We start from the raw sequence: 23,268 nt of genomic DNA, 5'->3' as shown, positions 1-23,268 counted from the left end.
ATCCCCGATGGGCCGCGAAGCGACCCCAGCATTTCAAAATCAAACCGCATCTGCCGGTTTGACGACTGCTTCGCAGCCGATCGGGGATAAATCCCCTCGCCACAGGTTCCGCGCTCGAACAAACCAGGATGCTGTTAGCCACGCTGGTTGACCCAAGGCAACTGTGATGAAATGCGACCCCAATCTCTATCGCGCAGCGCCGCCATCACTTGCCGTGAAGCCCCGTCTGATTCGCCATCTGTTCCTGCCGCCGCTGATCATCATCCTGATGATCGGACTGGGTTACATCGGCTTCTGGACCAGTGAACATTTCGGCATCCGCAGCCTCAGCGAAAACGGCCAGCGTCAGCTCGAACTGCACGCGCGCACGGTCGAAAGCGAGATCAGCAAATACACCTACCTGCCCAGCCTGCTGGAACTGGAAACCAGTGTCCCGCAACTGCTCGCCGACCCGACCCCGGAACACCGGCAGACGGTCAATGCTTACCTTGAAGGCCTGAACCGGCGCAGCCGCAGTCGGGCTATCTACGTCATGGACACCACCGGCCGGGTGATGGCCACCAGCAACTGGCGCGACGTCGACAGTTACCTCGGTGAAGACCTGTCCTTTCGCGCCTATTTCCAGAACGCCGTGCGCGGCGAGCCCGGACGTTTCTACGGGATCGGCAGCACCAGCGGCGAGCCCGGTTACTACCTCGCCCATGGCCTGGAAGAACACGGCAAGATCATCGGCGTCGCCGTGGTCAAGGTGCGCCTCGAAGCGCTGGAAGAGCGCTGGCAACGCGCCCGCCTGGAAGCCTTCGTCAGCGACGAGAACGGCATCATCATTCTTTCCAGCGATCCGGCGCGGCGCCTCAAGTCCGTAGTACCGCTGAGTGATGAAACCAAAGAAAAACTCGCGCGCAGCCTGCAGTACTACTGGTTCCCGCTCAACGAACTGCAACCGCTGGCCCGCGAAACCCTGGCCGACGGTGTGGAGAAACTGACCTTCCCGGCCAACAGCGAACTGAGCGCCGATGACGACAGCATCAGCTATCTGGCGCAGACCCGGCCGCTGAGCGACACACCATGGAATTTCACCCTGCTCACACCGTTGCAGGACTTGCGTCGTGAAGCGATCAATCAGGGAATCCTGGTGGCCGTGGCCTTCGCCCTGGTGGCGTTCCTGCTGATCGCCTGGAACGAACGGCGCAAGGTCATCGCCACCCGCCTCGCCGCCCGCGAAGCCTTGCAGGAAGCCAACAATCAACTGGAGCGTCGGATTACCGAACGCACCGGCGACCTGCGCGCCAGCAACGAACGGCTGAAGAGCCAGATCCGCGAACGGCGCCAGGCCGAAGAGACCTTGCGCCGCGCTCAGGACGAACTGGTGCAGGCCGGCAAACTCGCGGCCATCGGCCAGATGTCGACCAGCATCGCCCACGAACTGAACCAGCCGCTGGCGGCGATGCGCACCCTGTCCGGCAACACCATTCGCTTTCTGGAACGCGGCCAGCTCGATGTCGCCAGCACCAACCTCAAGACCATCAACGACCTGATCGACCGCATGGGCCGGATCACCGCCAGCCTGCGCTCGTTCGCCCGGCGCGGCGACAATGAAGGCCAGGCCAGTCTCGGCAAAGCCGTGGACGCGGCCCTGCAACTGCTCGGCGCGCGGGTCGAGGGCATGGCGCTGCAACTGCACCGGCAGTTCAGCGACGTACAGGTGCAGATCGACCAGACCCGCCTCGAACAGATTCTGGTTAACCTGATCGGCAACGCCCTCGACGCCATGCAGGCGCAACCCGCACCGCAGCTGTGGCTGGAAGGCGAAGAGTTCAACGGCAAATATCGCCTGAGGGTGCGCGATAACGGCCACGGTGTCGACGCCGAAACGCGCAAGCATCTGTTCGAGCCGTTCTTCACCACCAAACCCGGCGAACAGGGTCTGGGCCTCGGCCTGACCCTCTCCGCCAGCCTCGCTGCCGCCACCGGCGGGCACCTGGGTGTCGAACACCCGGCCAGCGGTGGCACCACCTTCGTCCTCAGTTTACCGTTGGTAAGCCCTACTCCTGCCGAGCCAATATGAACCACGACCTTAGTGTGCTGATCGTCGAAGACGACCCCCATGTGCTGCTCGGCTGCCAGCAAGCGCTGACCCTGGAAGACATTCCCTGCATCGGCGTCGGCAGTGCCGAAGAAGCGCTGGAGCGGGTCGGCGACAACTTTGCCGGGATCGTCATCAGCGACATTCGCCTGCCCGGCATCGATGGCCTGGAACTGCTGACGCGCCTCAAGGCGCGCGACCGCAGTCTGCCGGTGGTGCTGATCACCGGTCATGGCGATATTTCCATGGCGGTCGGCGCGATGCAGAAAGGCGCCTACGATTTCATGGAGAAACCGTTCTCGCCGGAGCGCCTGGTGGACGTCGCTCGTCGCGCACTGGAACAACGCAGCCTCGCCCGGGAAGTGTCTTCGCTGCGTCGGCAACTGGCCGAACGCGATTCCCTCGAAGGCCGGATCATCGGGCGCTCGCCAGCCATGCAGAACCTGCGCGAACTGATCGCCAACGTCGCCGACACCTCGGCCAACGTATTGATCGAAGGCGAGACCGGCACCGGCAAGGAACTGGTCGCCCGTTGCCTGCACGACTTCAGTCGTCGGCATGCCAAGCAGTTCGTCGCGCTGAACTGCGGCGGCCTGCCGGAAAACCTCTTCGAAAGCGAGATCTTCGGCCACGAGGCCAACGCCTTTACCGGTGCCGGCAAACGGCGCATCGGCAAGATCGAACACGCCGACGGCGGCACGCTGTTCCTTGATGAAGTGGAAAGCATGCCCCTGCCCTTGCAGATCAAACTGCTGCGGGTGTTGCAGGAACGCACCCTCGAACGCCTCGGCTCGAACCAGAGCGTGGCGGTGGATTGCCGGGTGATTGCCGCGACCAAATCCGACCTCGACGAAGCGAGCAAGGCCGGCGAGTTTCGCAGCGACTTGTACTACCGCCTCAACGTGGTGACCCTGGAACTGCCGCCGCTGCGCGAGCGCCGTGAAGATATCCTGCAACTGTTCGAACACTTCACCCAGCAGTCGGCGCTGCGTTTCGACCGAGTATTGCCCGAGCTGGACAACCAGACCCTGTCGAACCTGATGAGCCACGACTGGCCGGGCAACGTGCGTGAGCTGCGTAACGTCGCCGAGCGCTTTGCCCTCGGCCTGCCGGCGTTCAAGAAGTCCGGCGCCAGCAGCGGCGGTCAGGGGCTGGCGTTCGCCGAAGCGGTGGAAGCCTTCGAGCGCAACCTGCTCAATGACGCCTTGCAACGCAGTGGCGGCAACCTGACCCAGGCCAGTCAAGAACTGGGCATGGCCAAGACCACGCTGTTCGACAAAGTGAAAAAGTACGGGTTGAGCCACTGATGGATCTGATACTCAAAGCGGCACTCGGCGCGGCGGTGGTGCTGATCCTCGCCGCGCTGTCGAAGACCAAAAACTATTACATCGCCGGACTGGTGCCGCTGTTTCCGACCTTCGCCCTGATCGCCCACTACATCGTCGGCAAGGGCCGCTCGATCGACGATCTGAAGGCGACGATTGTGTTCGGCATGTGGTCGATCATTCCGTACTTCATCTATCTGGCGACGCTGTACGTGATGGTTGACCGCATGCGCCTGGAGGCGTCACTCGCCGTGGCCGTTGTCGCGTGGCTGATCGCCGCCACCGTGCTGGTCTCGGTGTGGGTGCGTCTGCACGCCTGAGACAACGGCTGGCCCGTCCCTTGCATTTACCCCCGAAAGCCCTGCCCGGCTGGCGCTCATGCTCGATGAGGCCGGTGTCTGGCAGGGTCTGCCAAGGGTAAATAGCGACCTTGAATATTCTAGATCTCGACCACAGCCTGACCGCCCAGGCGCCGATTGCGCGGCTGCTCGACAGTGGCCGCGCCAGACGCCTGGACCTGCTCGACCTCGGCCCGAAACTCCGGCTCTGGTCCAGCGAACGCACTTGGCGACGCTTCGCCGAACGCTTGCAGCAACGGCCACGGCACAGCGGCCCGGCACCGGAAATCTTCTTCGTCGGCTCCGGTGACTATCACCACCTGACCCCGGCGTTTCTCACCGACCTGCCCGAGCCGGTCAGCCTGATCCATTTCGACAATCACCCTGACTGGGTGCGGTTTGCGCCGCGTCGGCATTGCGGTTCCTGGGTCAATCAGGCCCTGAAACTGCCGGACATCCGCCGCATCGTCACCCTCGGCCCGTGCAGCGATGATCTGCAAAATCCACAACTGAAGGGCGGCAACCTCGCAGCGCTCAAACGCGGGGTTCTGCAGCTGTTTCCGTGGCAACACGCACCCTCCCGAGTCTGGGGGCGTGTCGGTGACGGCGCCGGCCATGAACAGCAGGAAAACATGCTGCACTGGCGCAATTTGTCCGAAGTCGACTGGACGCTGTTCCTCGACAAAATGATCGCCAGCCTGCCGACCGATGCGGTGTGGATCACTATCGACAAGGACGTGCTCGCCAGCGAAGACGCCGCGACCAACTGGGATCAGGGCGGCATGCGCCTGAGCCATATGCTTCAGGCCCTGCGCGCGCTGGCGGCGAGCAAGCGAATCATCGGCATCGACATCTGCGGCGAATACGCCCGTCCGGCCTTCAGCAACGTATTCAAACGCTGGGAGGCGAAGACCGATCAGCCGCCGGCCGAGCGCTGGAGCGACACCGATATCCTGCGCAACTCCATCACCAATCAAGCCTTGATCGACCTGTTCGAGGAACTGTTTCCATGACTTTCACCGTGATTGTGCTGGTGGCCCTGTCCATCGTTCTGGATGTGATCGGCCAGCTGTGTTTCAAACTGGGCCTGGATCGATTACCGGAGCTGGAGGGTGGTTTTCGGCTTCAGGTGTTTTGGGGCCAGGTGTTCAACGCACCGCTATTGTGGTGCGGGATAGGCGCTTACGCGATCGAGTTTTTCGTCTGGCTCGGCGCTCTGTCGCGGGCACCGCTGAGTCTGTTGTTTCCGGCAGCCGCGCTGGCCTATTGCGGCGTGGTGCTGGCGGGCAAACTGGTGCTTGGCGAAACCGTCAGTCGGCGGCGCTGGCTGGGCACGCTGGTGATTACGGCGGGCGTGATGCTTGTGTGTGCCGGCCATGTCTGAAGCTCGCCTGGAACTGCAAAGGAACGACGCAATGCATTGGCTACACGGGCGCGTGGGCACCATTGTGCTCTGGGCGCTGTTGATCATTCTGGAAAGTGGCGGACAGATCGCGAGCAAGGTCGGTGGCGATCAGTTGGGCCAGATGGACTTCAGCCTGCAATGGCTGCAAGGCATCGTCATGACGCCCGGGGTATGGGTGGCGGTTGCCTGCTACATCGGCGCGTTTTTTGTCTGGATGCTGATTCTGCGACGCAGCAGCCTGTCACTGGCGTTTCCCCTGAGTTCGCTGGTGTTTGTCGGGGTGCTGCTGGGGTCGTGGCTGGGGCTGGGTGAGCAGATCAGCCTGCTGCACTGGATCGGCGTGGCGGTGATCATGGGCGGGATAGCCTTGCTCGCCGAAGGCGAAGAGCACTGAAATGCTCCGTGTAGGAGCTGCCGCAGGCTCGGGCCGCGATCGGACGATCTTTGCTTTTCAAGATCAAAAGATCGCTGCCTGCGGCAGCTCCTACACAAATCGGTCAGGCGTCAGGCTTTTGGTGGTTCAGCAGGAAGCCCAAACCGTGCGCCAGCGGAATATCCTTCACCCCCGCTTCCTGCTGTTGCCGGGCGATCTGCCGGTGATAGGCCTTGACCTGAGTCCAGTGCATTTTCGGCCGGTAGTGGTGCTCGGCGTGATAGCCGTTGTTCATCCACAACAGGTTGTACAGCGGGCTGTAGGCACTCACGCCCCAGGCAATCGGTAAATCCGGGTTGCCGCCAAAATGCTCGTAGTAACCGTTGAGCGAAGACAGCGCCTGGCCCAGATACCAGAACGGCAACAACACCAGCACCGCCTGCCAGTCATACACCGCCAGCAGCAGATAAAACGCCACCGTCACATAGATCTCGACCTGAACCCAGCGCGCATCCTTCGGGCGTTTGCGGCGCATTTCGTTGTAGATCGGCTTGGGGTCGTCGCGGAAAAAACTCAGGAAGGTGTAGGCCCAGGGATTCTCCGGCTGACCGTTCTTGCCGTGCAGATAAATCGACAGCGGATCAATGGTCTTGCCGTCCGGCCCCGGCAGATCCGAGTTGCCGCGGTGATGGCGGTTGTGGATATCGCGATAGAGGGTTTGCGAAAAACCGATGGTCACCGACAACAACAGATCGAATGCCCGGTTCAGCCACGCCGGGGTGAAGTAGGCGTTGTGAATCTGGTTGTGGGAAATGCTGTTGATGCTCCACGACAGGCTGATTGCGTAGCCCAGCCCCAGCGGCACATAAGCCCACCAGGACAGGTCGTGAAAGGCCGTAACCAGCCACAGGACGAAAGCGAAATGGGCCAGGCCCAAAGCGACGGGGATCAGGTCCCACAATGAATGAGCCAGCAGACGGTAAGCAGGGCGAGCCATGAAGAACATCCTGAAGGAATGGATTCGACATGGCTGTCTGCAAACCGCAGACCAATTTGCCCGCGCGCGTAATCAGTCGAACTTGTAGGCGATGGCCGCCTGCACTTCGCCCTGATTGGTATCGCCCACCGCTTTGACGATGCTGCTGTCCGCCGCCGAGCGAGTCAGGTGAATCCAGCTCGCGCTGGTGACCAGCGACCAGTGTGGCGCCAGAGGGAACTCGAAGCTCTGGGTCAGCGCCACGTTCTGCAAACCGCCGCCGGCGTTGTACGCGCGGATGCCCGAGGCCTGCGCCTCGCGATCACTGACACCGAAGAAGGTCTGGGTGCCCTGCGCATCGGCAAAATGCGCGGTCAGGTTGCTGCTGCCGATCACCCCGCCGCCCAGTGGATAGCCAATTTCACCGCCCACTTTGCCAAACACGCCGCCCTGCCCGCTGCCACCGCCGACGGCCTGGCCAACGAAGGCGAATACGCGCCAGAAATCGGCCGGAGCGTATTGCACGAAGCCGCCAGCCTCGGCCATGTCGGGCACATCACGCAGGCCGCGCAACTCGCCGTTGGCGGTGCGCCCGGAGAGGTAATTGACGTACGGCCCGGCGCTGAAACCGTTGCTTTTCAAGGCGCTCCAGGTCAGGCCATCGTCGGTACCGAGGCTGACATCGCCCCAGTCCAGATCCAGATACGGGATCGGTCGGGTTTCGTAGCGGCTGCCGCTCGGATCATGCGGTTGGTACCCCACCCCGATTCCTGCTTCACCTGTAATGCCATCCGCCAGGGCGGGCCCGGAAAAGCAGGCCAGTGCGGCCAATAACGCCAGTGTCTTCCTCTGCATGAGGTCATTCCTTTTCTGAACTTGCGCGCATCAATCCCCGGATACCGCCCTTGGCGCAAGCACTCATGTTGTTTGTAGCAAGCTACAAAAATTGTAGCTCCACTTCACGAAAACCATGCATAGGCCCCGCCATTACGGGGTTTTGCAGATTTGGCACAGTCCCTGCTCCCACCCTTGCCAGGCGCAGACCGCGCACCCTGACAACTGCCTCGACCCAACAGGTACTGCAGATGATTGACTGGCATATCGTGTGTGATTTCGACGGGACGATCACCCGTACCGACGTAATCGACAGCATCCTTGAACGCTTCGCCGACCCGAGCTGGGAAGCCATCGAAAATGAATGGCTGGAGGGCAAGATCGGTTCCCGTGAATGCCTCAGCCGTCAACTGGCGCTGATCAAGGCCACGCCGGCACAACTGCTGGAATTCTTCGACAGCATCGACATCGACCCGGACTTCCCCGATTTCGTCGACCACGTGATCGGCCTCGGCGCTTCGCTGGAAGTGGTCAGCGACGGCATCGAACAAGGCATCGCGCGGATTCTGGCGCGCAACTACGTGACGCTGCTGCCGATCCTCGCCAACCGCCTGCGCCAGATCGATCACGACAAATGGCGCATCGATTTTCCTTACGCCAGTGACGCCTGCCGCGCGGCCTCCGGCAACTGCAAATGCAAATCCACCCCCGGCAGCAAACGCGTGCTGGTGATCGGTGACGGGCAGTCCGACATGTGCGTGGCGTCCACCGCCGATTTCGTCTTCGCCAAGGATCGCCTGGCCGAGCACTGCGAGCGCAACGGCATCGCCTACGCGCGCTTCGACAGCTTCGCCGAACTGCCACAACTGCTGGCCCGCCTGCCGCTGGCCCCGGCCGCCAACGCCGTCACGTTCAGCACCGAATCCACTTCTGAAGCACAGGAAACCCTGCACCATGTCTGATATCCGCATCGCGACAGCCGAAGACCAGGTCCTTCTGGAAAAAGAAGCCAGATACTGCTCCTACGGCGACACCGTTCACTACATCGAACCGCCGCGCATCTTCAGCCGCTGCGAAGGCTCCTACGTCTGGGACACCGAAGATCAGGCCTACCTCGACCTGCAAATGTGGTACTCGGCGGTCAACTTCGGTTACGCCAACCCGCGTCTGAACAATGCGCTGAAACAACAGATCGACACCCTGCCGCAAATCGCCAGCCAGTACCTGCACAAGGGCAAGATCGAGCTGTCGGAGATGATCGCGGTCGACGCCAAGAAAAAATTCGGTCTCGACGGCCGAGTGCACTTCAACGTCGGCGGTTCGCAGTCGATCGAGGACTCGCTGAAAGTCGTGCGCAACGCCAGCAACGGCAAGAGCCTGATGTTCGCCTTCGAGGGCGGCTACCACGGGCGCACCCTTGGTGCTTCGTCGATCACCTCCAGCTACCGCTATCGCCGCCGCTACGGTCACTTCGGTGAGCGCGCGCAATTCATCCCGTTCCCGTATCACTTCCGCGGCCCCAAAGGCATGACCAAGGAAGAGTACGGCAGCCACTGCGTGCAGCAATTCGCGCGGTTGTTCGAGACTGAATACAACGGTGTCTGGGACCCGAAAGTCGGGCAGAGCGAATACGCCGCGTTCTACGTTGAGCCGATCCAGGGCACCGGCGGTTACGTGATCCCGCCGATGAACTTCTACAGCGAACTCAAGCACGTCCTGGATCAGCACGGCATCCTGATGGTGGTCGACGAAATCCAGATGGGTTTCTACCGCACCGGCAAGCTGTGGTCGATTGAACACTTCGACGTCAAACCCGACGTGATCGTCTTCGGCAAGGCGCTGACCAACGGCCTCAACCCGCTGGGCGGCATCTGGGCCCGTGAAGAGCTGATCAACCCGAAAGTCTTTCCGCCAGGCTCGACCCACTCCACGTTCGCCTCCAACCCGCTGGGCACTGCGGTGGGTCTGGAAATGTTCAAGATGACCAGCGAAGTCGATTACGGCGCAATGGTCATGGCCAAGGGCAAATACTTCCTTGAAGGCCTGCAGGATCTGCAAAAACGCTACCCGATCATCGGCGATGTCGATGGCCTCGGTCTGGCGCTGCGCTGCGAGATCTGCACCGCAGACGGTTTCACCCCGGACAAGGCCACCCTCGACTTCATGGTTGAAGAAGGCATGAAGGGCGACATCGAAATCGACGGTCGTCGTCTCGGCCTGATCCTAGACGTGGGCGGCTACTACAAGAACGTCATCACCCTGGCACCGTCGCTGGAAATCAGCTACCCGGAAATCGATCTGGGCCTGGCCCTGCTCGACCGCCTCCTGCATCGGGCGATGAAACGATGATCGACGCTGAGATCGACATGGGCGAAGGCAACGCCGGTTTCGTTCTCGGTGACGGGGAGGTCGCGGTGCTGTTGATCCACGGCCTCACCGGCACCCCGACGGAGCTGCGTCGGGTGGCCGTGGGCCTGGCGAAAGCCGGACACACGGTCTATGTGCCGACCCTGGCCGGGCACTGCGGCGGCAATGCCGACCTGCAAGCCACCGGCTGGCGCGACTGGTACGAGAGCGCACGCAACACCTTCGTCGGCGTACGCCGCAAACACCGCAAAGTGTATGTCGGCGGCCTGTCCATGGGCGCCGTGCTGTCGATGTACCTGGCCGCCGAACACCCGGGACAGATCGAAGGTTTGCTGCTGTATTCGACCACCCTGCGCTACGACGGCTGGAGCATCAACAAACTCGCGTTCCTCACCCCGTTGCTGATGAAAATCCCGTTCGGCGTGCACCTGTGCAGTTTCGAAGAAAAGCCGCCCTACGGGATCAAGAACGAGCGCCTGCGCGCCATCGTCGAACGCCAGATGAAAGAAGGTCAGAGCAGCCAGGCCGGGTTGCTGACCATGGAAGGCGTCACCGTGCGCGAACTGCACCGGCTTAACGCCGTGGTGAAAAAACGCATGCCGTCGATCACCACGCCGGCGCTGGTGCTGCACTCCATCGAGGACGACATCACCAGCCGCTGGAATGCCGATTACGTCGAACGCACACTCGGCGGGCCGGTGACCAAGGTGCTGCTCGACGACTGCTATCACATGATCACCGTGGATTTGCAGTACCGCCGGGTCGTGGAGTTGAGCGCCGATTTCATCGAGCGCGGCGTCACGCAACCGGTCGCCATAGCCGATACGCCATCACTGGAAACCCGGCAACTGGCTTGAGCAGTTGCAGTCCGACTCGCCGACACAAGGAACCGACGTGATCACCGCTCAAGCCTTTTCAACGATCGAAGCGATCGACCGCTGCGCCTGGAATGACTGCTTCGTCGATGAGCTGGAGGACTGGGATTACTACCGCGCCGTGGAACGGGCCGGCATCGACGGCTTTCACTGGCGCTATCTGACGCTGCACGAGGATGGCCGCCTGATCGCGGCCACCGTGGCGTTCACCACCGCCTATTCGCTGGACACCACCCTGCAAGGTGCGGGCAAACGGGTCAGCCAATGGCTGCGCCGGCGTCTGCCCGGACTGTTCGATATCCGCCTGTACGCCCTCGGCTCGCCGGTGGCGGAGCAATGCCATGTCGGCAGCGCTTCGCACATTGCCTCGACACAGCGCCCGGCACTGCTCAGGCAATTGCTCGAGCTGGCCCGGCAAGATGCCGAGCAGGCCGGGATCGGCCTGCTCGCGGTCAAGGACGCCTCGCATCGCGATCGACAATGGCTCGACGTCTGCCGTCAGGCCGGCCTGCAAAGCATGCCCGGTCTACCCGGCGCCGAATTGCCGATCAACTTCGCCTCGGTGGACGCGTATCTGGGCAGCCTCGGCAAATCCACGCGCAAGGACCTGCGTCGCACCCTGCGCAATCAGGGCCCGCGCACGGAATGGCGGCGCTCGGTGCACGACCTGCTGCCGCGCATGATGGAACTCTACGAAGCCACTCTGGCCCGCAGTGATCTGGCCTTCGAATGCCTGCCTGCGGCGTATTTTCGCGAAGTGCTCAATCACCTCGATGACCGCGCAGCCTGTGTGCTCTATTGGGTCGAGGATGAACTGGTGGCGTTCAACCTGCTGTTGCTCGACGGGCAACGGATGGTCGACAAGTTTTTCGCCCATGATCTGGCCCGCACCCGCCAGTACAACCTTTACACCCGTAGCTGGCTGGAAAATGTCGACTACTGTATTGAACACAAACTGGCGATCTATGTGTGCGGGCAGGCCGGCTATGCCAGTAAGCTGCGTCTGGGTTGCTCGTTTGTCGGTAACACCGTGTTCTTCCGCCATCGCAATCCACTGCTCGACCAACTGTTGCGTCTGGTGAAAATATTCGTCCGCCCGGATCGCAGCGATCCGGCCCTGGCCGCTGCAATAAGCGAAATCCAATGATCAATGACCGACGCGCCACGCCCCGACCTTTCGCCCTCTCCGGCTGGAGCCTGCAACGCAAACTGGTGCTGGCCTTCTGGCTGGTCAGCGTGATTCCGACCATGATCGCTGCGGAACTGGCGGCCACTACGCTGTCGCAGATCTTCGACAGCAACGTGCGCATCTGGCTGCAGGAATCCTCGAAGATCGTCGAGGATGAAATCAGTGAAATCCTCCGCGAAAACGCCCGGGCCGCGAAGCTGTTCATGCGCCACGCCCGCCCGCCCACCGACCGCCAGTCCGCCAGGCACGACAAGCTGACCGCCGATATCGCCGACTCCATGGGCATCGATGTGGTGACGCTGATCCGCAACAGCGATAACAGAGTGGTGTTCAGTACCGCCGCCGACGATATCGTCAGCCAGATCAGCACTGCGCCGAAGGCTGTGCTGCAGACCCTGCAAGTCGGCGGCGTACCCACCGGCACGGTGATTTCGACCTTCGAGACCGATCAGGGGGGCGTGGACTACAAGATGATCGTCGGCACTTATCTGGACAACAGCTTCCTGACCAGCGTCGCCGATGTGCACTCGCTGGACCTGCGCCTGTACCTGGCCAAGGGCGAGGACTTTTCCGAGATCTTCTCGACCCAGCGCTTCCAGGATCACCCCTCGCAAGTGCCGAAAAAAATCGAGCAGATCCTGCGCGAGACCAAAGGCCCCTACGAACAATTCACCAATAACTACAGCGGCATCTACCGGCCGATCTTCAATGAAAACGGCCAACTGCAAGGCGTCATCTTCAGCGGTCTGCTGCGCCACACCAGCCTGGTCGGCCTGGTCAATCAGAGCAACCTGTTCATTCTGATTTTCCTGCTCAGCTCGGCAGCGTCGCTGGCGGTTGGCTGGCTGGTCTCGCAACGCCTGACCAAACCATTGCGCGGTCTGGCCCGTGGCGTACAGGCGGTGATCGCCGGCGATTATCATCAGCGCCTGAGCGTGAATGGCGGCGACGAACTGGCAGAACTGAGCAGCACGTTCAACCACATGAGCGAACGTCTGGAAGAGTTGCAGCATCTGGAGTCGCAACTGCGCCGCCGTGATCGCCTGCACGCGCTGGGCGAAGTCGCCATGGGTCTGGCCCATGAAATCCGCAATCCGCTGGGCATCATCAAAACCGCCACGCAACTGCTGCATCGCCGTGCCGATCTGCCGGAAACCGACAAGCGTCACCTGGAATACGTGGTCAAGGAAGTCAGCCGGATCAACGACCTGATCACCGAATTTCTCGACTTCGCCAAACCCAGCGCGCCGATCCGCGCTACGCAATCAGCACGCACCCTGGTCGACGAACTGGCCGGATTCTGCGAGCCGGAACTGGCCAGCCACAACATCGATCTGCACATCGCCGATCACGCGCCGGGGGCGACGATCTACGCCGATGCCAAGCAACTCAAACAGGTGGGCCTGAACCTGATCGTCAACGCCATCGACGCAATGCCCGACGGCGGTCGCCTGACCCTGAGCATCGCCAACGCTGGAAAATTCACCATCATCGGCGTCGCGGACACTGGTCAGGGGATCGAAGCCGACATGCTCGAACGCATCTTCACCCCGTTCGTCACCACCAAGGCCTCGGGCACCGGGCTGGGCCTGGCCAAGGTGTTTTCGGTCATGGAAAGTCATAACGGGCGCGTAGAATGCGTCAGCGAAAAAGATGCCGGCGCCACCTTCAGCCTGTACATTCCGGCCAATGGCGAAGACTTCGACGAGAGCGACGATGACGCATAACATTCTGGTAGTGGACGACGAACCGAAACTCTGCGACCTGCTGGCCTCGGCCCTCGGGCAGAACGGCATCAGCGTGTTCACCGCCGGCAATGGTCTGCACGCACTCAAAGTGCTGGAAATCGAAGACATCGATCTGCTGATCAGCGACTGGCGCATGCCCGGCATGGACGGCCCGCAGTTGCTGGCTGAGGTGAAGACCCGCTATCCGCAGTTGCCAGTGATCGTCATGACCGCCTACAGCACGGTGAAAAACGCCGTGGAATCGATGCGCAACGGCGCGTTCGACTACATCGCCAAGCCGTTCGACATCGACGAGCTGGACATCACCGTCAGCAAGGCCCTGCAGTTTCGCGACATCCTCAAAGACAACCAGCGCATGCGCGCCGAGCTCGACGAGCATCAGCAGATCGACAGCCTGATCGGTGACAGCCCGAGTTTTCGCAGCGTGCTGCAAGCGGTGGACTCGGTACGCGAAAGCGCCGCCACCGTGCTGCTCAGCGGCGAAAGCGGCACCGGCAAGGAAATGGTCGCCCGGGCCATCCACAAGCATGGCAACCGCGCCGACAAACCGTTCGTGGCGGTGAACTGCGCGGCCATCCCTGAAGGGCTGCTGGAAAGCGAAATGTTCGGTCACCGCAAAGGCGCGTTCACCGGCGCCGTGGCCGATCGCATCGGACGCTTTCAGCAGGCCGACAAGGGCACGTTGTTTCTCGATGAAATCGGCGAAATGCCGCTGGCATTGCAGGCCAAGATCCTCCGTGCCCTGCAGGAGCGGGTGATCGAGCCGGTGGGCGATACCAAGGAGCGCAAGGTCGATGTGCGGGTGATCGCCGCCACCAACAAAGACCTGCTGCAAGCGGTGGCGAATAAGGAGTTTCGCGAGGATCTCTACTACCGCCTCAATGTCTTTCCCATTCCGCTGCCGGCATTGCGCGAACGGGTCGAGGACATCGCGCCGCTGGCCCGCCACTTCGCCCACACGCTGGGCGCCGCTGCCGGCAAACGCATCAGCGGCTTCAGCGCGCAGGCCTTGCAGGCCATGACCCGCTATTCATGGCCGGGCAACATCCGCGAACTGCAGAACTGCGTGGAGCGCGCGACCATCGTCGCCTCCGCCAACATCATCGAGGAGCACGATCTGCCGGCTTACCTGTTCGCCGCACAGGCCTCGGACAGCAGCGGCCCGCTGAGCGAAATCAACGGTGTCCCGGCGGATCTGGATGCGGCGCTGGCCGAAGTCGAGAAGGCCTACATTCTGGCGGCCCTGCAACAGAGCAATGGCGTGCAGGCTGCCGCCGCGCAGTTGATCGGGATCTCCGAGCGCAGCTTCTGGTATCGCCTGAAGAAGCTCGGGATTCACGTCGACAAGATCGTGCGCTGACCCCGCAAGGTCAGTTGACGGTGCCGCCGCGGGCTTCACTGATGATCTGCCGAATCGCCCCGACAAAGGTGTCCACCGGTTGCCCGCCCGTGACCGCGTACTGACCGTTGAACACCACGGTCGGCACCGAACTCACGCCGCGTTGCAGCCACAGTTGCTCTTCTGCACGCACCTCATCGGCAAACTCGTCGGAGGCCAGAATCGCTTGCGCACGCTGCCGATCCAGGCCCACGCTTTCAGCAATCTGCGCCAGTTGCGCGTGATCCGACGGATTACCGCCATCGGTGAAATAGGCTTTGAACAGCGCCTGCTTCAACGGCAACTGCCCCCCCTCAAGCCCGGCCCAATGCAACAGACGATGAGCATCAAAGGTGTTGTAGATGCGGCTGTTGCCATCGGTGCGAAAGGCAAATCCGACCTCGGCGCCACGGGCACGAATCGCCTCGCGGTTCTTCTGTGACTGCTCCGGAGTCGAGCCGTATTTTTCGCTGATGTGTTCGGTGATGTTCTGCCCGTCCGGGCCCATCTTCGGGTTCAGTTCGAACGGCTGGAAATGAATCTCGGCCTGCACTTCATCGCGCAGAATCTCCAGCGCCTGCAGCAGGCCATTCAGGCCGACGACACACCACGGGCAGGAAACGTCGCTGACAAAATCGATTTTCAAAGCGGAACTCATCACACACCTCGCGGGCGGAAATCGTGCGGGAAAGTTTGCACGATACACCTGCCTGCTCTTGCGATGACAGTGATGGCCCCTTCGCGAGCAAGCCCGCTCCCACATTCGGAATACGGTTCCCCTTGTGGGAGCGGGCTTGCTCGCGAAGAGGCCCGAGTCAACACCGCCAAAACCTCAGCTACAGCAGGTTGCCGCTTGCCACCGGCTCAATCTGCGCCCAGTGCGAGGTGTCTTCACGGTGCTCTTGCAAATACGGCAAAACCGCCGCCAGCAATGGCGCCTTGAACGCCTCCTGAAAACGATGAGCCAGCCCAGGAATCAGCTTCAACTGACTACCGCGAATGTGCGCCGCCAGATGCACCCCGTGCATCACCGGCAACAGCGGATCGGCCGTGCCGTGCACCACCAGCGTCGGCAACCGCAGTTGATTGAGCAAGGCCACCCGGCTCGGCTCGGCAAGGATCGCCATGATCTGGCGCTTCACACCTTCAGGGTTGAACGCCCGGTCGTAAGCAATCGCCGCCTGATGCAGCAACGCCTGCCGATCATCAGTGACTGACGGGCTGCCGAGCGCCGCCAGCAGATCGGCCTGCTGCTCCAGCGCCACTTCGCGATTCGGTGCGCCACGCCGCGCCAGCAGTTGCACCAGCGCCGCACTGGGCGCCGGCAAACCTTCGGCGCCGGAACTGGTCATGATCAGCGTCAGACTCTCTACCCGCTGCGGTGCCATCGCCGCCAGATGCTGGGCGATCATCCCGCCCATGCTCGCGCCCAATACGTGAAACTGGTCGATGTGCAGCGCGTCCATCAAGCCCAGCGCATCGTCGGCCATGTCCGTCAGCGAATAGGGCGCCGACACCGGCAAGCCGAGCTTGTAGCGCAGCACTTCAAAGGTCAGGTTGGCCTCGACCGGGGCCTGCCGCCAGGTCGACAGGCCGACATCGCGGTTGTCATAGCGGATCACCCGAAAACCCTGCTGACACAGCGCAACCACCACTTCGTCCGGCCAGTGGATCAACTGACCACCCAGGCCCATGACCAGCAACAGCGCCGGATCCGAGGCACGGCCGATGCTCTGGTAGGCAATGCTCACTTGTTGCAGATCGACATGCGCGGTCGGCACATTCAAATCGCAACGCGCCGCCGCGAAGGCTGACGTACCGAATAAAAACGCGACCAAAACGGCCGCGAGCGAAAAAAATCCCTTGCTCATGAAAAACACCGAAACGCAGAACCCCTGTAGAGCGCGAGTCTGATGAAGTTTGTTCAAGCGCGCTGCCACAGTTGCGTGACAGTTTGATGAAGATTGCCGAGCGGTCATTTGTGCAGGCCGTTGAGCAGGCGGACACACTCTGCAAAACAGACCAGCGCAAAGCGATACCCCAGTACCACACCTGCCTCCGACGTCTGACCTCTAATGGCTTGAAATCCGGCTCAGCCCGGTCTTTCAAGCCATTGGAATTCTTTCATCATGTTCGACCTCCCCACCCCCGCCACGGTCGATTTCGGCCTGCCCCATTCGTTGCCGAAAAATCTCGATCAGAACCTCCACCAGCAGTCCAGCGCGTGTTTGCGCGATTGTCATCGGCAGTGGCGGGCATTGATGGCGCAAGCCGCGCGCGACGATTGGGATCAGCGCGCAACCGGCACGCCGTTTTCGCGTCGGGATCAGGCGCTGCTTATCTATCGCCAGCACTTCGAGGCGAGCTGCCTGAATGCCCATGCACAAGGGACGCTGCAGACCGCGCCCCTGCAGAGGCTGCTGACAAGCGTTGACCCGCAGACCACACACAGCGACGTTGCCATCCGCCAGCCACGACTCGCACGCCGCGATGACAGCCAGGTCACGTTGCCCGGTGCGCTGCTGATTCGTCTCGACCCGACGCGACATTTACTGTATCTGCCCTCGCACGACCCGGCACTGCAGCTGTTCCGGCAACACGCCGATCTGCAGGACTGGCTGATCAGTCATTGCCGGCAGAGCGGGCAATACTCACGGCTGGAGGCGGTGACACTGGTCGAGCCGGTGCTCGGTCAGGATCCGCTGCGCCTCAACCTGCAAATGCTGTTCACGGGTTCAGCGTCGACGAGTGACTTCCACGAGCTGATCGGCGCACCGTCCGAACTTGCGATCGACGCGTTGCCTGCCTCCGATGACGTCGCGCTGTTCGGTCTGCTGAGTCCGGACATTCCCTTCAACCAGCGCAGTCGGGCGCTTGATGTTGAGCAGCGGGCCCTCGAGCGCTTGCTCGGCGAAGCCGCTGCAGCAGAGCTGAACAACCCGCAACGCCAACAACTGGCGCAGCATTTCGACGCACTGAGTGAAGCCCGGCAAGCCAGCCACGCTGCCGCTTCAGCACTGCTTGAGAGTCGCGATCCGCTGAAAATGCTCGAGCTGCGTCATGCCACGAATGTCCATCACCACGCCCTGCTTCAGGCCCGTATCGCAGGGCTGCGCGCCGAGGTCGAACTGCAAAGGGCGCTGGATCATCTGACCGTCGAGGAGCATCGGCGAATCATCGCGATGCTGGACGCATCGGGGCGCCATCTGCCGACAGCGGACGGGGTTATCGCCCGCCTATCGATGGCGGCGGCAGATCAGAACATGACCGCCGTCGAGGAGCTGCATGGCGTACTGATCATAGCGACGACCGCCGCACTGGAGCCTGACTCGAGCGACAGCCTGCTGCTTTACTGGCCGGGCGAGTTCGGCGGGCTGCAACGTTTTACTTCACGTACAGCGCTGGCACAGGACCTGTTCAAACATTCGCCGAACGACGGCGGGCTGACCCTGCACCTGACGCCGCTCACGGGGGACCCTCTGGCCTGGTCCCTTGATCGACAGCTCTATCAATGCGAACAGCAGGCCGCGCAGATCCTGCGTGACAACCCGCTGCCCGGCCGTGCCGACGAGCGCCGGGCCGAGATGGAAAAGCTGCGCGAACAATATCTGCCACGCCTGACCGTAGCGGTCGCGCAAGCCCGTGAACGGGCATTTACCGAACGTCAGGCGCAAGACCGCAGCGCGGCGCTGGCCGGCCACCTGCCTGCATGGTTTGAAAAGCTGGACGACGCGCCACGAGCACGGATCAAAACGCTGATCAGCCAGTACCTCGGCGCCATGCAACGCGCTCATGCGTTGCTCGAACGGGAATTACCGCCGCGTCAGGCCTTCGCCGAACAACGCATCGACGCCCGCTTGCGCGCAGACTTCGCGCTCAAACAAAGCGTGAGCGTGAGCCTCGACCTGCCCGACTCGACCTTCTGGCAAAAAACCGTGATGGAAGGCGCCGCGCCTGGCACACCGCAACGCATTGTCCTGACCGCGAGCGACAAGCGCGGCGACCTCACCCTTGAACAACTGGCACAGGAAAACATCGATCAGGACGTGCAGTGGCGCCTGTCCTTCATGCGGGCCAGGATCAGCGCCGAGAGCCCCACTGATCGACAGCGCCTCGAAGCCGGGATCACCCCGGCCTATTTGCGCAATCTGGTAACAGAGCTGGATCTGCCCGGACGTTACGAAGAACTGATTCGCCAGGCATTTTTCGGCGCGCCGGGAGAACCGGCGTTTCAGCAGGCTTGGCGCCGTGAATGCCTGAGCGAACCGTGGCGGCTGATGCTCCGGTTGCAAGGTGAATTCGCCCTGCTGCAACGGCACATCGACAGTGCCGGCCATGCCGTGCTGAAGGTCGCCATCGATGCGACTACACCTCAGGCGTATGCCGTTAATGGACAACGCATCGCGCTGCTGCCGGTGCACCTGACGGTCGGTGGAGAGGACACCGCGCATCAGGGGCCGAGCACGCTCGCGGGTGTCACGTTCATTGTCGAGCAAACCAGTGGCCTGACCCTGCTCTACTTGCCCGACAGCCCCGACGCGATCTTCCTCCGTCAATACGAAACGCTGGAGCAGGCGCGGGTGGATCTGTTCAAGCGTTGTGTGGACAGCAAAATGGTCAGCTACTTGGCGGGACGCGCGGTAAGCGGCGAGTTTGCCAGCCATGTCAGCCGGATCAACCAGGCACAGCTGCGCAATTTCGATGCGCTGATCGGCGTCGGGATGGCCTGGCCGGCGACCACATCACTGGCCATTCATTTACTGAACGTGCACATGGGCCGGTTGCTGGAGGCCCATCGCAGCAGTTCACGTTCCAACGATGCGTTGTATCTCGAACGCTGTGCACTGAAGTCCGGGGCGTTGTTCAACTATCTGAAAATGGCTATCGGCATGTTGCCGTTCGTGGGCGCGGCCGTGGCCCTGTATGACGCCTGGAACAGTGCCAACCTGGCGGTCGCGGCGTTCTTGCGCGGCGAGCTCGGACATGGTCTGGCGGAGGTGGAGGCGGTGCTGCTGTCGCTGATCGACGCGGCAATGGATGTGCTCCCCGGAACCGTCTCGGCCCCCGCAGCCGCACGTCTGGCCAGCCGCCAGCGGCAACGCGCGGCATTGGGCAGATCCGCCGCGATGCCGACATCCTGGCAATGGGCCAGGCAGTCGCTCGAGCGTTTCAAGGGTTACGAGTACGAATTCGACATCTCCCTCGCCGGCCTGCAACCGGCCACCCACGGTGTCTATCGCAACGTCTACCGCCACGCCGATGGTGACTTCATCGTTCGTCAGGGCCGCATCTATCGGGTTCAGCTCAGCGATGCGCCACGTGGTTGGAGGCTTTACGGCACATGGATGCGCAGCTACAAACAACCGATCGCCCTCGACGAAAGCGGCCAGTGGAACACCCACTACGCGGTGTACGGCACCGTTATGGACGGTGGCGGTGCAGGCGGTGGCGCCGTGCTCGGACATCTGGCCGACGGCATGGACCCGCTCTGGCCCGCGCCAATTCGCCAGTGGTTGCCGCGCTGGTGGACCGATCGGCAACTGCGCCGGCAATTGACCCTGACCAACACCGCCGACGCCTATACCCGGCGCCTTGAAACCCAGACACGCGCTACCAACCAGTTGCTGGAGAACTATCAGAAACTCGACGTTGCCCAGCGCAAGCCACTACACACAGCAGTCGACGCAGCATGCCTGAATGACATCGACCTCGCGATCGCCCAATACGACAACCTTGCCGAACTGTTGCCCCTGAGCCATGGCCGCAAGCGTCTGCAGATCGAAGACATCCGCAGCCGCTGTGCCTGGATCGTGGTCGACCGCGCCGTACAGCGCGTCACCGTCGCCCGCGACCGCTTGCTGGAACACCTGAACCGGATCGACGCGCTGGTCGCCGAGTCCGATGCCACCCCCTTCGACAATACAGCGACCCATATAAAACTCATGGCCCGGCGCAAGCAGGTACGCAAGGATTTCCTCAAGGAGTTCGATCAACTGCACGCGATCACCGAGCAGGCCAACCTGTGGAACAACCGCATCAGCAAACAAGCGCAGAAAGTCCGGATGGCGAAAGACATGACCGCGCTCAACCGCAACCTTGGCGACAACACGCACCACTACCTGAGGACTGCGCATCTGCTGGAAATCATTACCCGCTACGACGCAATCACCGACCTGTCCTGGGTGTATTTTCATACCCAGCTCAAAGACGCACGGGTCAAGGTCGGGCGCGCACTGCTGACCCAGCACCACCTGCCAGAAGTCAGCGCCAGCCTGGTCGAGCGCAAACAGGTGATCGAGGATTGCCTGCAGATCTATGCCGGTTTCCGTCGTCAGCTCAACGCCTGGACGCTGGGTTATGCGCAGCATCTGGATCTGGAACAGGTCGGGCCATTCCTCGATGGCCTGACCAAGGTCGAAGCACACGCGCGGCACTCGATCAAACAGCGCCCGCCGATCAAACCGCGAGAGCCGGGCGGCAGGCAACTGTTCGAAACCGAGGACAACCAGTTGCTGATCGGTACCGAAAGCATTGACCCCGGCACCCGGGAAAAACGCTTTACCGTCGAAGGCATCGACGGTTTCCGCGAAACCTGGCTGCCGCGCTCCAGCGGCAAATATCATCTGCAAGCCCGCCCCGCACCTGCCGCAACACCGCTGCCGACCGATGTTCAACCATTGCTCGCGGAAGCGCGAAAACGTCTGGAGGCGGTTGCGGCCTACAGCGCCAAGGTGCAGGGCTACACCCGTCAGGACATGTTGCCGGTGGATCTGGAACACATGTTCAGCAGCGAAGCGACCGAGCTGAGCATCCGCGCCCAAGCCATCGAACGGTTATCGCCGACCGAACCACTGGTGGTGCAATTGCGCGCCAAGGCCGGTGAGCTGCGACGTACCGGTCGTACCCTGCGCATTGATCAGTCACTGCGCAGCAAGACACCCACCGAAGGCTATCTGGACTATTTGCTGCAACAGCAAGTGGTGGATATCCGCCGCGAAGGTTCATTGCGGGCACTGGGCAAACGCGCTGACGGACGCAAGGATTTCCTTCAGGAATACCAAGTGCGCGACCTCACCAGCACCCCACCGAGCACGCTGTGGTTCGCCCACTTTCACTACACCTCGGACAAGGTGCCGTTCGCCGACTTCGTCAAAGCCCACCTGAAATTGCCGGAACAACGCAATCTCGGCATGCAATGGCAGCAGGCCCAGGCCGCCGGCGGTGCGCAGGTCGAGACAATCTGGCGTGGCGATATCGGCAAACCGCTGGGAATCCGGCATTTCGCTGATCTCTAGAGCAAAACCAGTGGGGCACGGACTGTGCCCCGCTGCTGTTTGAGCGGTCGACAGCGCCGTCAACATGAGACAAACTCACCGCTTTCGCCATAATCACAAATTTTCTTCATGGGGCCAGCAGTGCTTGAAATCCGTCATCTGAAAACCCTGCATGCCCTGCGCGAGGCTGACAGCCTGGTCGATGCCGCCGACCGCCTGCACCTGACCCAATCGGCGCTGTCGCACCAGTTCAAGGAACTGGAGGAACGCCTGGGCATGCCGTTGTTCGTGCGCAAGACCAAACCGGTGCGTTTCACCAGCGCCGGCCTGCGCCTGCTGCAACTGGCTGACGCGACTCTGCCGCTGCTGCGCGCTGCCGAACGCGACATCAGTCGTCTGGCCGGGGGTACCGCCGGGCGTTTGCACATGGCGATCGAATGCCACAGCTGTTTCCAGTGGCTGATGCCGACCATCGACCAGTTCCGCGACGCCTGGCCGGAAGTCGAACTCGACCTCGCCTCGGGCTTCGCCTTCGCCCCGCTGCCGGCGCTGGCCCGCGGCGATCTGGATCTGGTGGTGACCTCCGATCCGCTGGACATCGCCGGCATCACTTACGTGCCGCTGTTCACTTACGAAGCGATGCTCGCGGTAGCCAACCAGCACCCGCTGGCGAGCAAACCGTACATCGTTCCCGAAGACCTGCTGACTGAAACGCTGATCACCTATCCGGTGGAGCGCGATCGGCTGGACATCTTCACCCGCTTCCTCGAACCGGCCGACATCGAACCGGCGCAAGTGCGCACCTCGGAGCTGTCGGTGATGATGATGCAACTGGTCGCCAGCGGCCGTGGCGTCTGCGGCATGCCGCACTGGGCGCTGCACGAATACAGCTCACGCGGCTACGTAAAGGCCAAGCGCCTGGGTGAGAAAGGTCTGTTTGCCACGCTGTACGCGGCGATTCGTGCGGACATGCTCGATGCGCCGTACATGCGCGATTTCCTGCTGACCGCCAAGGACACATCATTCTCGACGCTGGATGGGGTCAGCGCGGTTCGCTGACACCAAGGTGCCTCATGACTGACGGTAAACCGAGAACATTT

The 23,268-nt window shown here is 62.0% G+C and carries 18 protein-coding genes; 14 read left to right on the top strand and 4 right to left on the bottom strand.

Translation table 11 applies throughout. The annotated features are described in order from the left end of the window. The first annotated feature begins 166 nt into the window (after window positions 1-166). The 6 genes from J1G18_RS15685 to J1G18_RS15660 all read left to right on the top strand — a co-directional run bounded on the left by J1G18_RS15685 (window position 167) and on the right by J1G18_RS15660 (window position 5,548). A complete protein-coding gene (locus J1G18_RS15685; protein WP_223008037.1) occupies window positions 167-2,068 on the top strand; it encodes a sensor histidine kinase in 1,902 nt (633 codons plus the stop codon). After that, the gene (locus tag J1G18_RS15680; protein WP_027612079.1) at window positions 2,065-3,393 is read left to right on the top strand and encodes a sigma-54-dependent transcriptional regulator; all 1,329 of its coding nucleotides are present in this window, start codon (window positions 2,065-2,067) and stop codon (window positions 3,391-3,393) included. Before J1G18_RS15685 ends, J1G18_RS15680 begins: the two co-directional genes overlap by 4 nt. A gap of 8 nt (window positions 3,394-3,401) precedes the next feature. Further along, the gene (locus J1G18_RS15675) at window positions 3,402-3,731 is read left to right on the top strand and encodes a GlpM family protein (protein WP_193774898.1); all 330 of its coding nucleotides are present in this window, start codon (window positions 3,402-3,404) and stop codon (window positions 3,729-3,731) included. A gap of 110 nt (window positions 3,732-3,841) precedes the next feature. Further along, window positions 3,842-4,762: an arginase gene (locus J1G18_RS15670; RefSeq protein WP_223008036.1), complete on the top strand. Its 921-nt coding sequence runs from the start codon at window positions 3,842-3,844 to the stop codon at window positions 4,760-4,762. Then, window positions 4,759-5,133, top strand: a complete 375-nt coding sequence (locus J1G18_RS15665; RefSeq protein WP_098965385.1) for a transporter — start codon at window positions 4,759-4,761, stop codon at window positions 5,131-5,133. The genes J1G18_RS15670 and J1G18_RS15665 overlap by 4 nt, the downstream gene beginning before the upstream one ends. A gap of 31 nt (window positions 5,134-5,164) precedes the next feature. Continuing rightward, window positions 5,165-5,548, top strand: a complete 384-nt coding sequence (locus J1G18_RS15660) for an EamA family transporter (RefSeq protein WP_098965387.1) — start codon at window positions 5,165-5,167, stop codon at window positions 5,546-5,548. 103 nt (window positions 5,549-5,651) lie between these two features. On the opposite strand, the gene J1G18_RS15655 is transcribed toward J1G18_RS15660, so the two are convergent. Both J1G18_RS15655 and J1G18_RS15650 read right to left on the bottom strand, forming a co-directional pair. Continuing rightward, on the bottom strand, window positions 5,652-6,524 hold the full coding sequence (locus J1G18_RS15655; protein WP_223008035.1) for a fatty acid desaturase family protein: 873 nt from the start codon (window positions 6,522-6,524) through the stop codon (window positions 5,652-5,654). Window positions 6,525-6,596: 72 nt separating this feature from the next. Then, window positions 6,597-7,358: a MipA/OmpV family protein gene (locus J1G18_RS15650; RefSeq protein ID WP_134787239.1), complete on the bottom strand. Its 762-nt coding sequence runs from the start codon at window positions 7,356-7,358 to the stop codon at window positions 6,597-6,599. Window positions 7,359-7,588: 230 nt separating this feature from the next. Between J1G18_RS15650 and J1G18_RS15645 the strand changes: the two genes are divergently transcribed. The 6 genes from J1G18_RS15645 to J1G18_RS15620 are packed head-to-tail and all read left to right on the top strand — an operon-like array spanning window position 7,589 to window position 14,876. After that, a complete protein-coding gene (locus J1G18_RS15645) occupies window positions 7,589-8,299 on the top strand; it encodes an HAD-IB family phosphatase (protein WP_098965392.1) in 711 nt (236 codons plus the stop codon). Further along, on the top strand, window positions 8,292-9,686 hold the full coding sequence (locus tag J1G18_RS15640) for an aspartate aminotransferase family protein (protein ID WP_098965393.1): 1,395 nt from the start codon (window positions 8,292-8,294) through the stop codon (window positions 9,684-9,686). Before J1G18_RS15645 ends, J1G18_RS15640 begins: the two co-directional genes overlap by 8 nt. Then, complete coding sequence (locus J1G18_RS15635; protein WP_134787240.1) at window positions 9,683-10,561, top strand: alpha/beta hydrolase; 879 nt, start codon at window positions 9,683-9,685, stop codon at window positions 10,559-10,561. The genes J1G18_RS15640 and J1G18_RS15635 overlap by 4 nt, the downstream gene beginning before the upstream one ends. A 37-nt stretch (window positions 10,562-10,598) precedes the next feature. Then, entirely contained in the window at window positions 10,599-11,726 is a 1,128-nt protein-coding gene (locus tag J1G18_RS15630; RefSeq protein ID WP_134787241.1) for a GNAT family N-acetyltransferase, read from the top strand. After that, entirely contained in the window at window positions 11,723-13,495 is a 1,773-nt protein-coding gene (locus tag J1G18_RS15625) for a sensor histidine kinase (RefSeq protein WP_139054267.1), read from the top strand. Before J1G18_RS15630 ends, J1G18_RS15625 begins: the two co-directional genes overlap by 4 nt. After that, the gene (locus tag J1G18_RS15620; protein WP_223008034.1) at window positions 13,485-14,876 is read left to right on the top strand and encodes a sigma-54-dependent transcriptional regulator; all 1,392 of its coding nucleotides are present in this window, start codon (window positions 13,485-13,487) and stop codon (window positions 14,874-14,876) included. Before J1G18_RS15625 ends, J1G18_RS15620 begins: the two co-directional genes overlap by 11 nt. Window positions 14,877-14,886: 10 nt before the next feature. Here the strand turns inward: J1G18_RS15620 and J1G18_RS15615 are convergent, their stop codons facing one another. Further along, window positions 14,887-15,552 (bottom strand): DsbA family oxidoreductase, encoded by a 666-nt coding sequence (locus J1G18_RS15615; protein WP_223008033.1) that lies wholly within the window; start codon window positions 15,550-15,552, stop codon window positions 14,887-14,889. A gap of 178 nt (window positions 15,553-15,730) precedes the next feature. After that, on the bottom strand, window positions 15,731-16,765 hold the full coding sequence (locus J1G18_RS15610) for an alpha/beta fold hydrolase (RefSeq protein ID WP_223008032.1): 1,035 nt from the start codon (window positions 16,763-16,765) through the stop codon (window positions 15,731-15,733). A gap of 258 nt (window positions 16,766-17,023) precedes the next feature. Here J1G18_RS15610 and J1G18_RS15605 point away from each other — a divergent pair, with 258 nt between their 5' ends. Together J1G18_RS15605 and metR are read left to right on the top strand one after the other, a co-directional pair. Next, the gene (locus J1G18_RS15605) at window positions 17,024-22,189 is read left to right on the top strand and encodes a dermonecrotic toxin domain-containing protein (RefSeq protein ID WP_223008031.1); all 5,166 of its coding nucleotides are present in this window, start codon (window positions 17,024-17,026) and stop codon (window positions 22,187-22,189) included. 120 nt (window positions 22,190-22,309) lie between these two features. Next, a complete protein-coding gene (metR, locus tag J1G18_RS15600) occupies window positions 22,310-23,227 on the top strand; it encodes a transcriptional regulator MetR (protein WP_007968856.1) in 918 nt (305 codons plus the stop codon). Window positions 23,228-23,268: the final 41 nt, after the last annotated feature.

This window comes from Pseudomonas sp. MIS38 (assembly GCF_019891575.1).
GTDB lineage: Bacteria > Pseudomonadota > Gammaproteobacteria > Pseudomonadales > Pseudomonadaceae > Aquipseudomonas > Aquipseudomonas putida_A.
This window is presented reverse-complemented; position numbering and strand designations above follow the sequence as displayed.

What these genes read in the sequence shown, in the direction of transcription:
- J1G18_RS15655 (WP_223008035.1), bottom strand. Translation starts at nt 6,524, where the DNA reads ATGGCTCGCCCTGCTTACCGTCTGCTGGCTCATTCATTGTGGGACCTG.
- J1G18_RS15660 (WP_098965387.1), top strand. Translation starts at nt 5,165, where the DNA reads ATGCATTGGCTACACGGGCGCGTGGGCACCATTGTGCTCTGGGCGCTG.
- J1G18_RS15625 (WP_139054267.1), top strand. Translation starts at nt 11,723, where the DNA reads ATGATCAATGACCGACGCGCCACGCCCCGACCTTTCGCCCTCTCCGGC.
- J1G18_RS15605 (WP_223008031.1), top strand. Translation starts at nt 17,024, where the DNA reads ATGTTCGACCTCCCCACCCCCGCCACGGTCGATTTCGGCCTGCCCCAT.
- J1G18_RS15620 (WP_223008034.1), top strand. Translation starts at nt 13,485, where the DNA reads ATGACGCATAACATTCTGGTAGTGGACGACGAACCGAAACTCTGCGAC.
- J1G18_RS15635 (WP_134787240.1), top strand. Translation starts at nt 9,683, where the DNA reads ATGATCGACGCTGAGATCGACATGGGCGAAGGCAACGCCGGTTTCGTT.
- J1G18_RS15645 (WP_098965392.1), top strand. Translation starts at nt 7,589, where the DNA reads ATGATTGACTGGCATATCGTGTGTGATTTCGACGGGACGATCACCCGT.
- J1G18_RS15615 (WP_223008033.1), bottom strand. Translation starts at nt 15,552, where the DNA reads ATGAGTTCCGCTTTGAAAATCGATTTTGTCAGCGACGTTTCCTGCCCG.
- J1G18_RS15680 (WP_027612079.1), top strand. Translation starts at nt 2,065, where the DNA reads ATGAACCACGACCTTAGTGTGCTGATCGTCGAAGACGACCCCCATGTG.
- J1G18_RS15665 (WP_098965385.1), top strand. Translation starts at nt 4,759, where the DNA reads ATGACTTTCACCGTGATTGTGCTGGTGGCCCTGTCCATCGTTCTGGAT.
- J1G18_RS15685 (WP_223008037.1), top strand. Translation starts at nt 167, where the DNA reads ATGAAATGCGACCCCAATCTCTATCGCGCAGCGCCGCCATCACTTGCC.
- J1G18_RS15650 (WP_134787239.1), bottom strand. Translation starts at nt 7,358, where the DNA reads ATGCAGAGGAAGACACTGGCGTTATTGGCCGCACTGGCCTGCTTTTCC.
- J1G18_RS15640 (WP_098965393.1), top strand. Translation starts at nt 8,292, where the DNA reads ATGTCTGATATCCGCATCGCGACAGCCGAAGACCAGGTCCTTCTGGAA.
- J1G18_RS15610 (WP_223008032.1), bottom strand. Translation starts at nt 16,765, where the DNA reads ATGAGCAAGGGATTTTTTTCGCTCGCGGCCGTTTTGGTCGCGTTTTTA.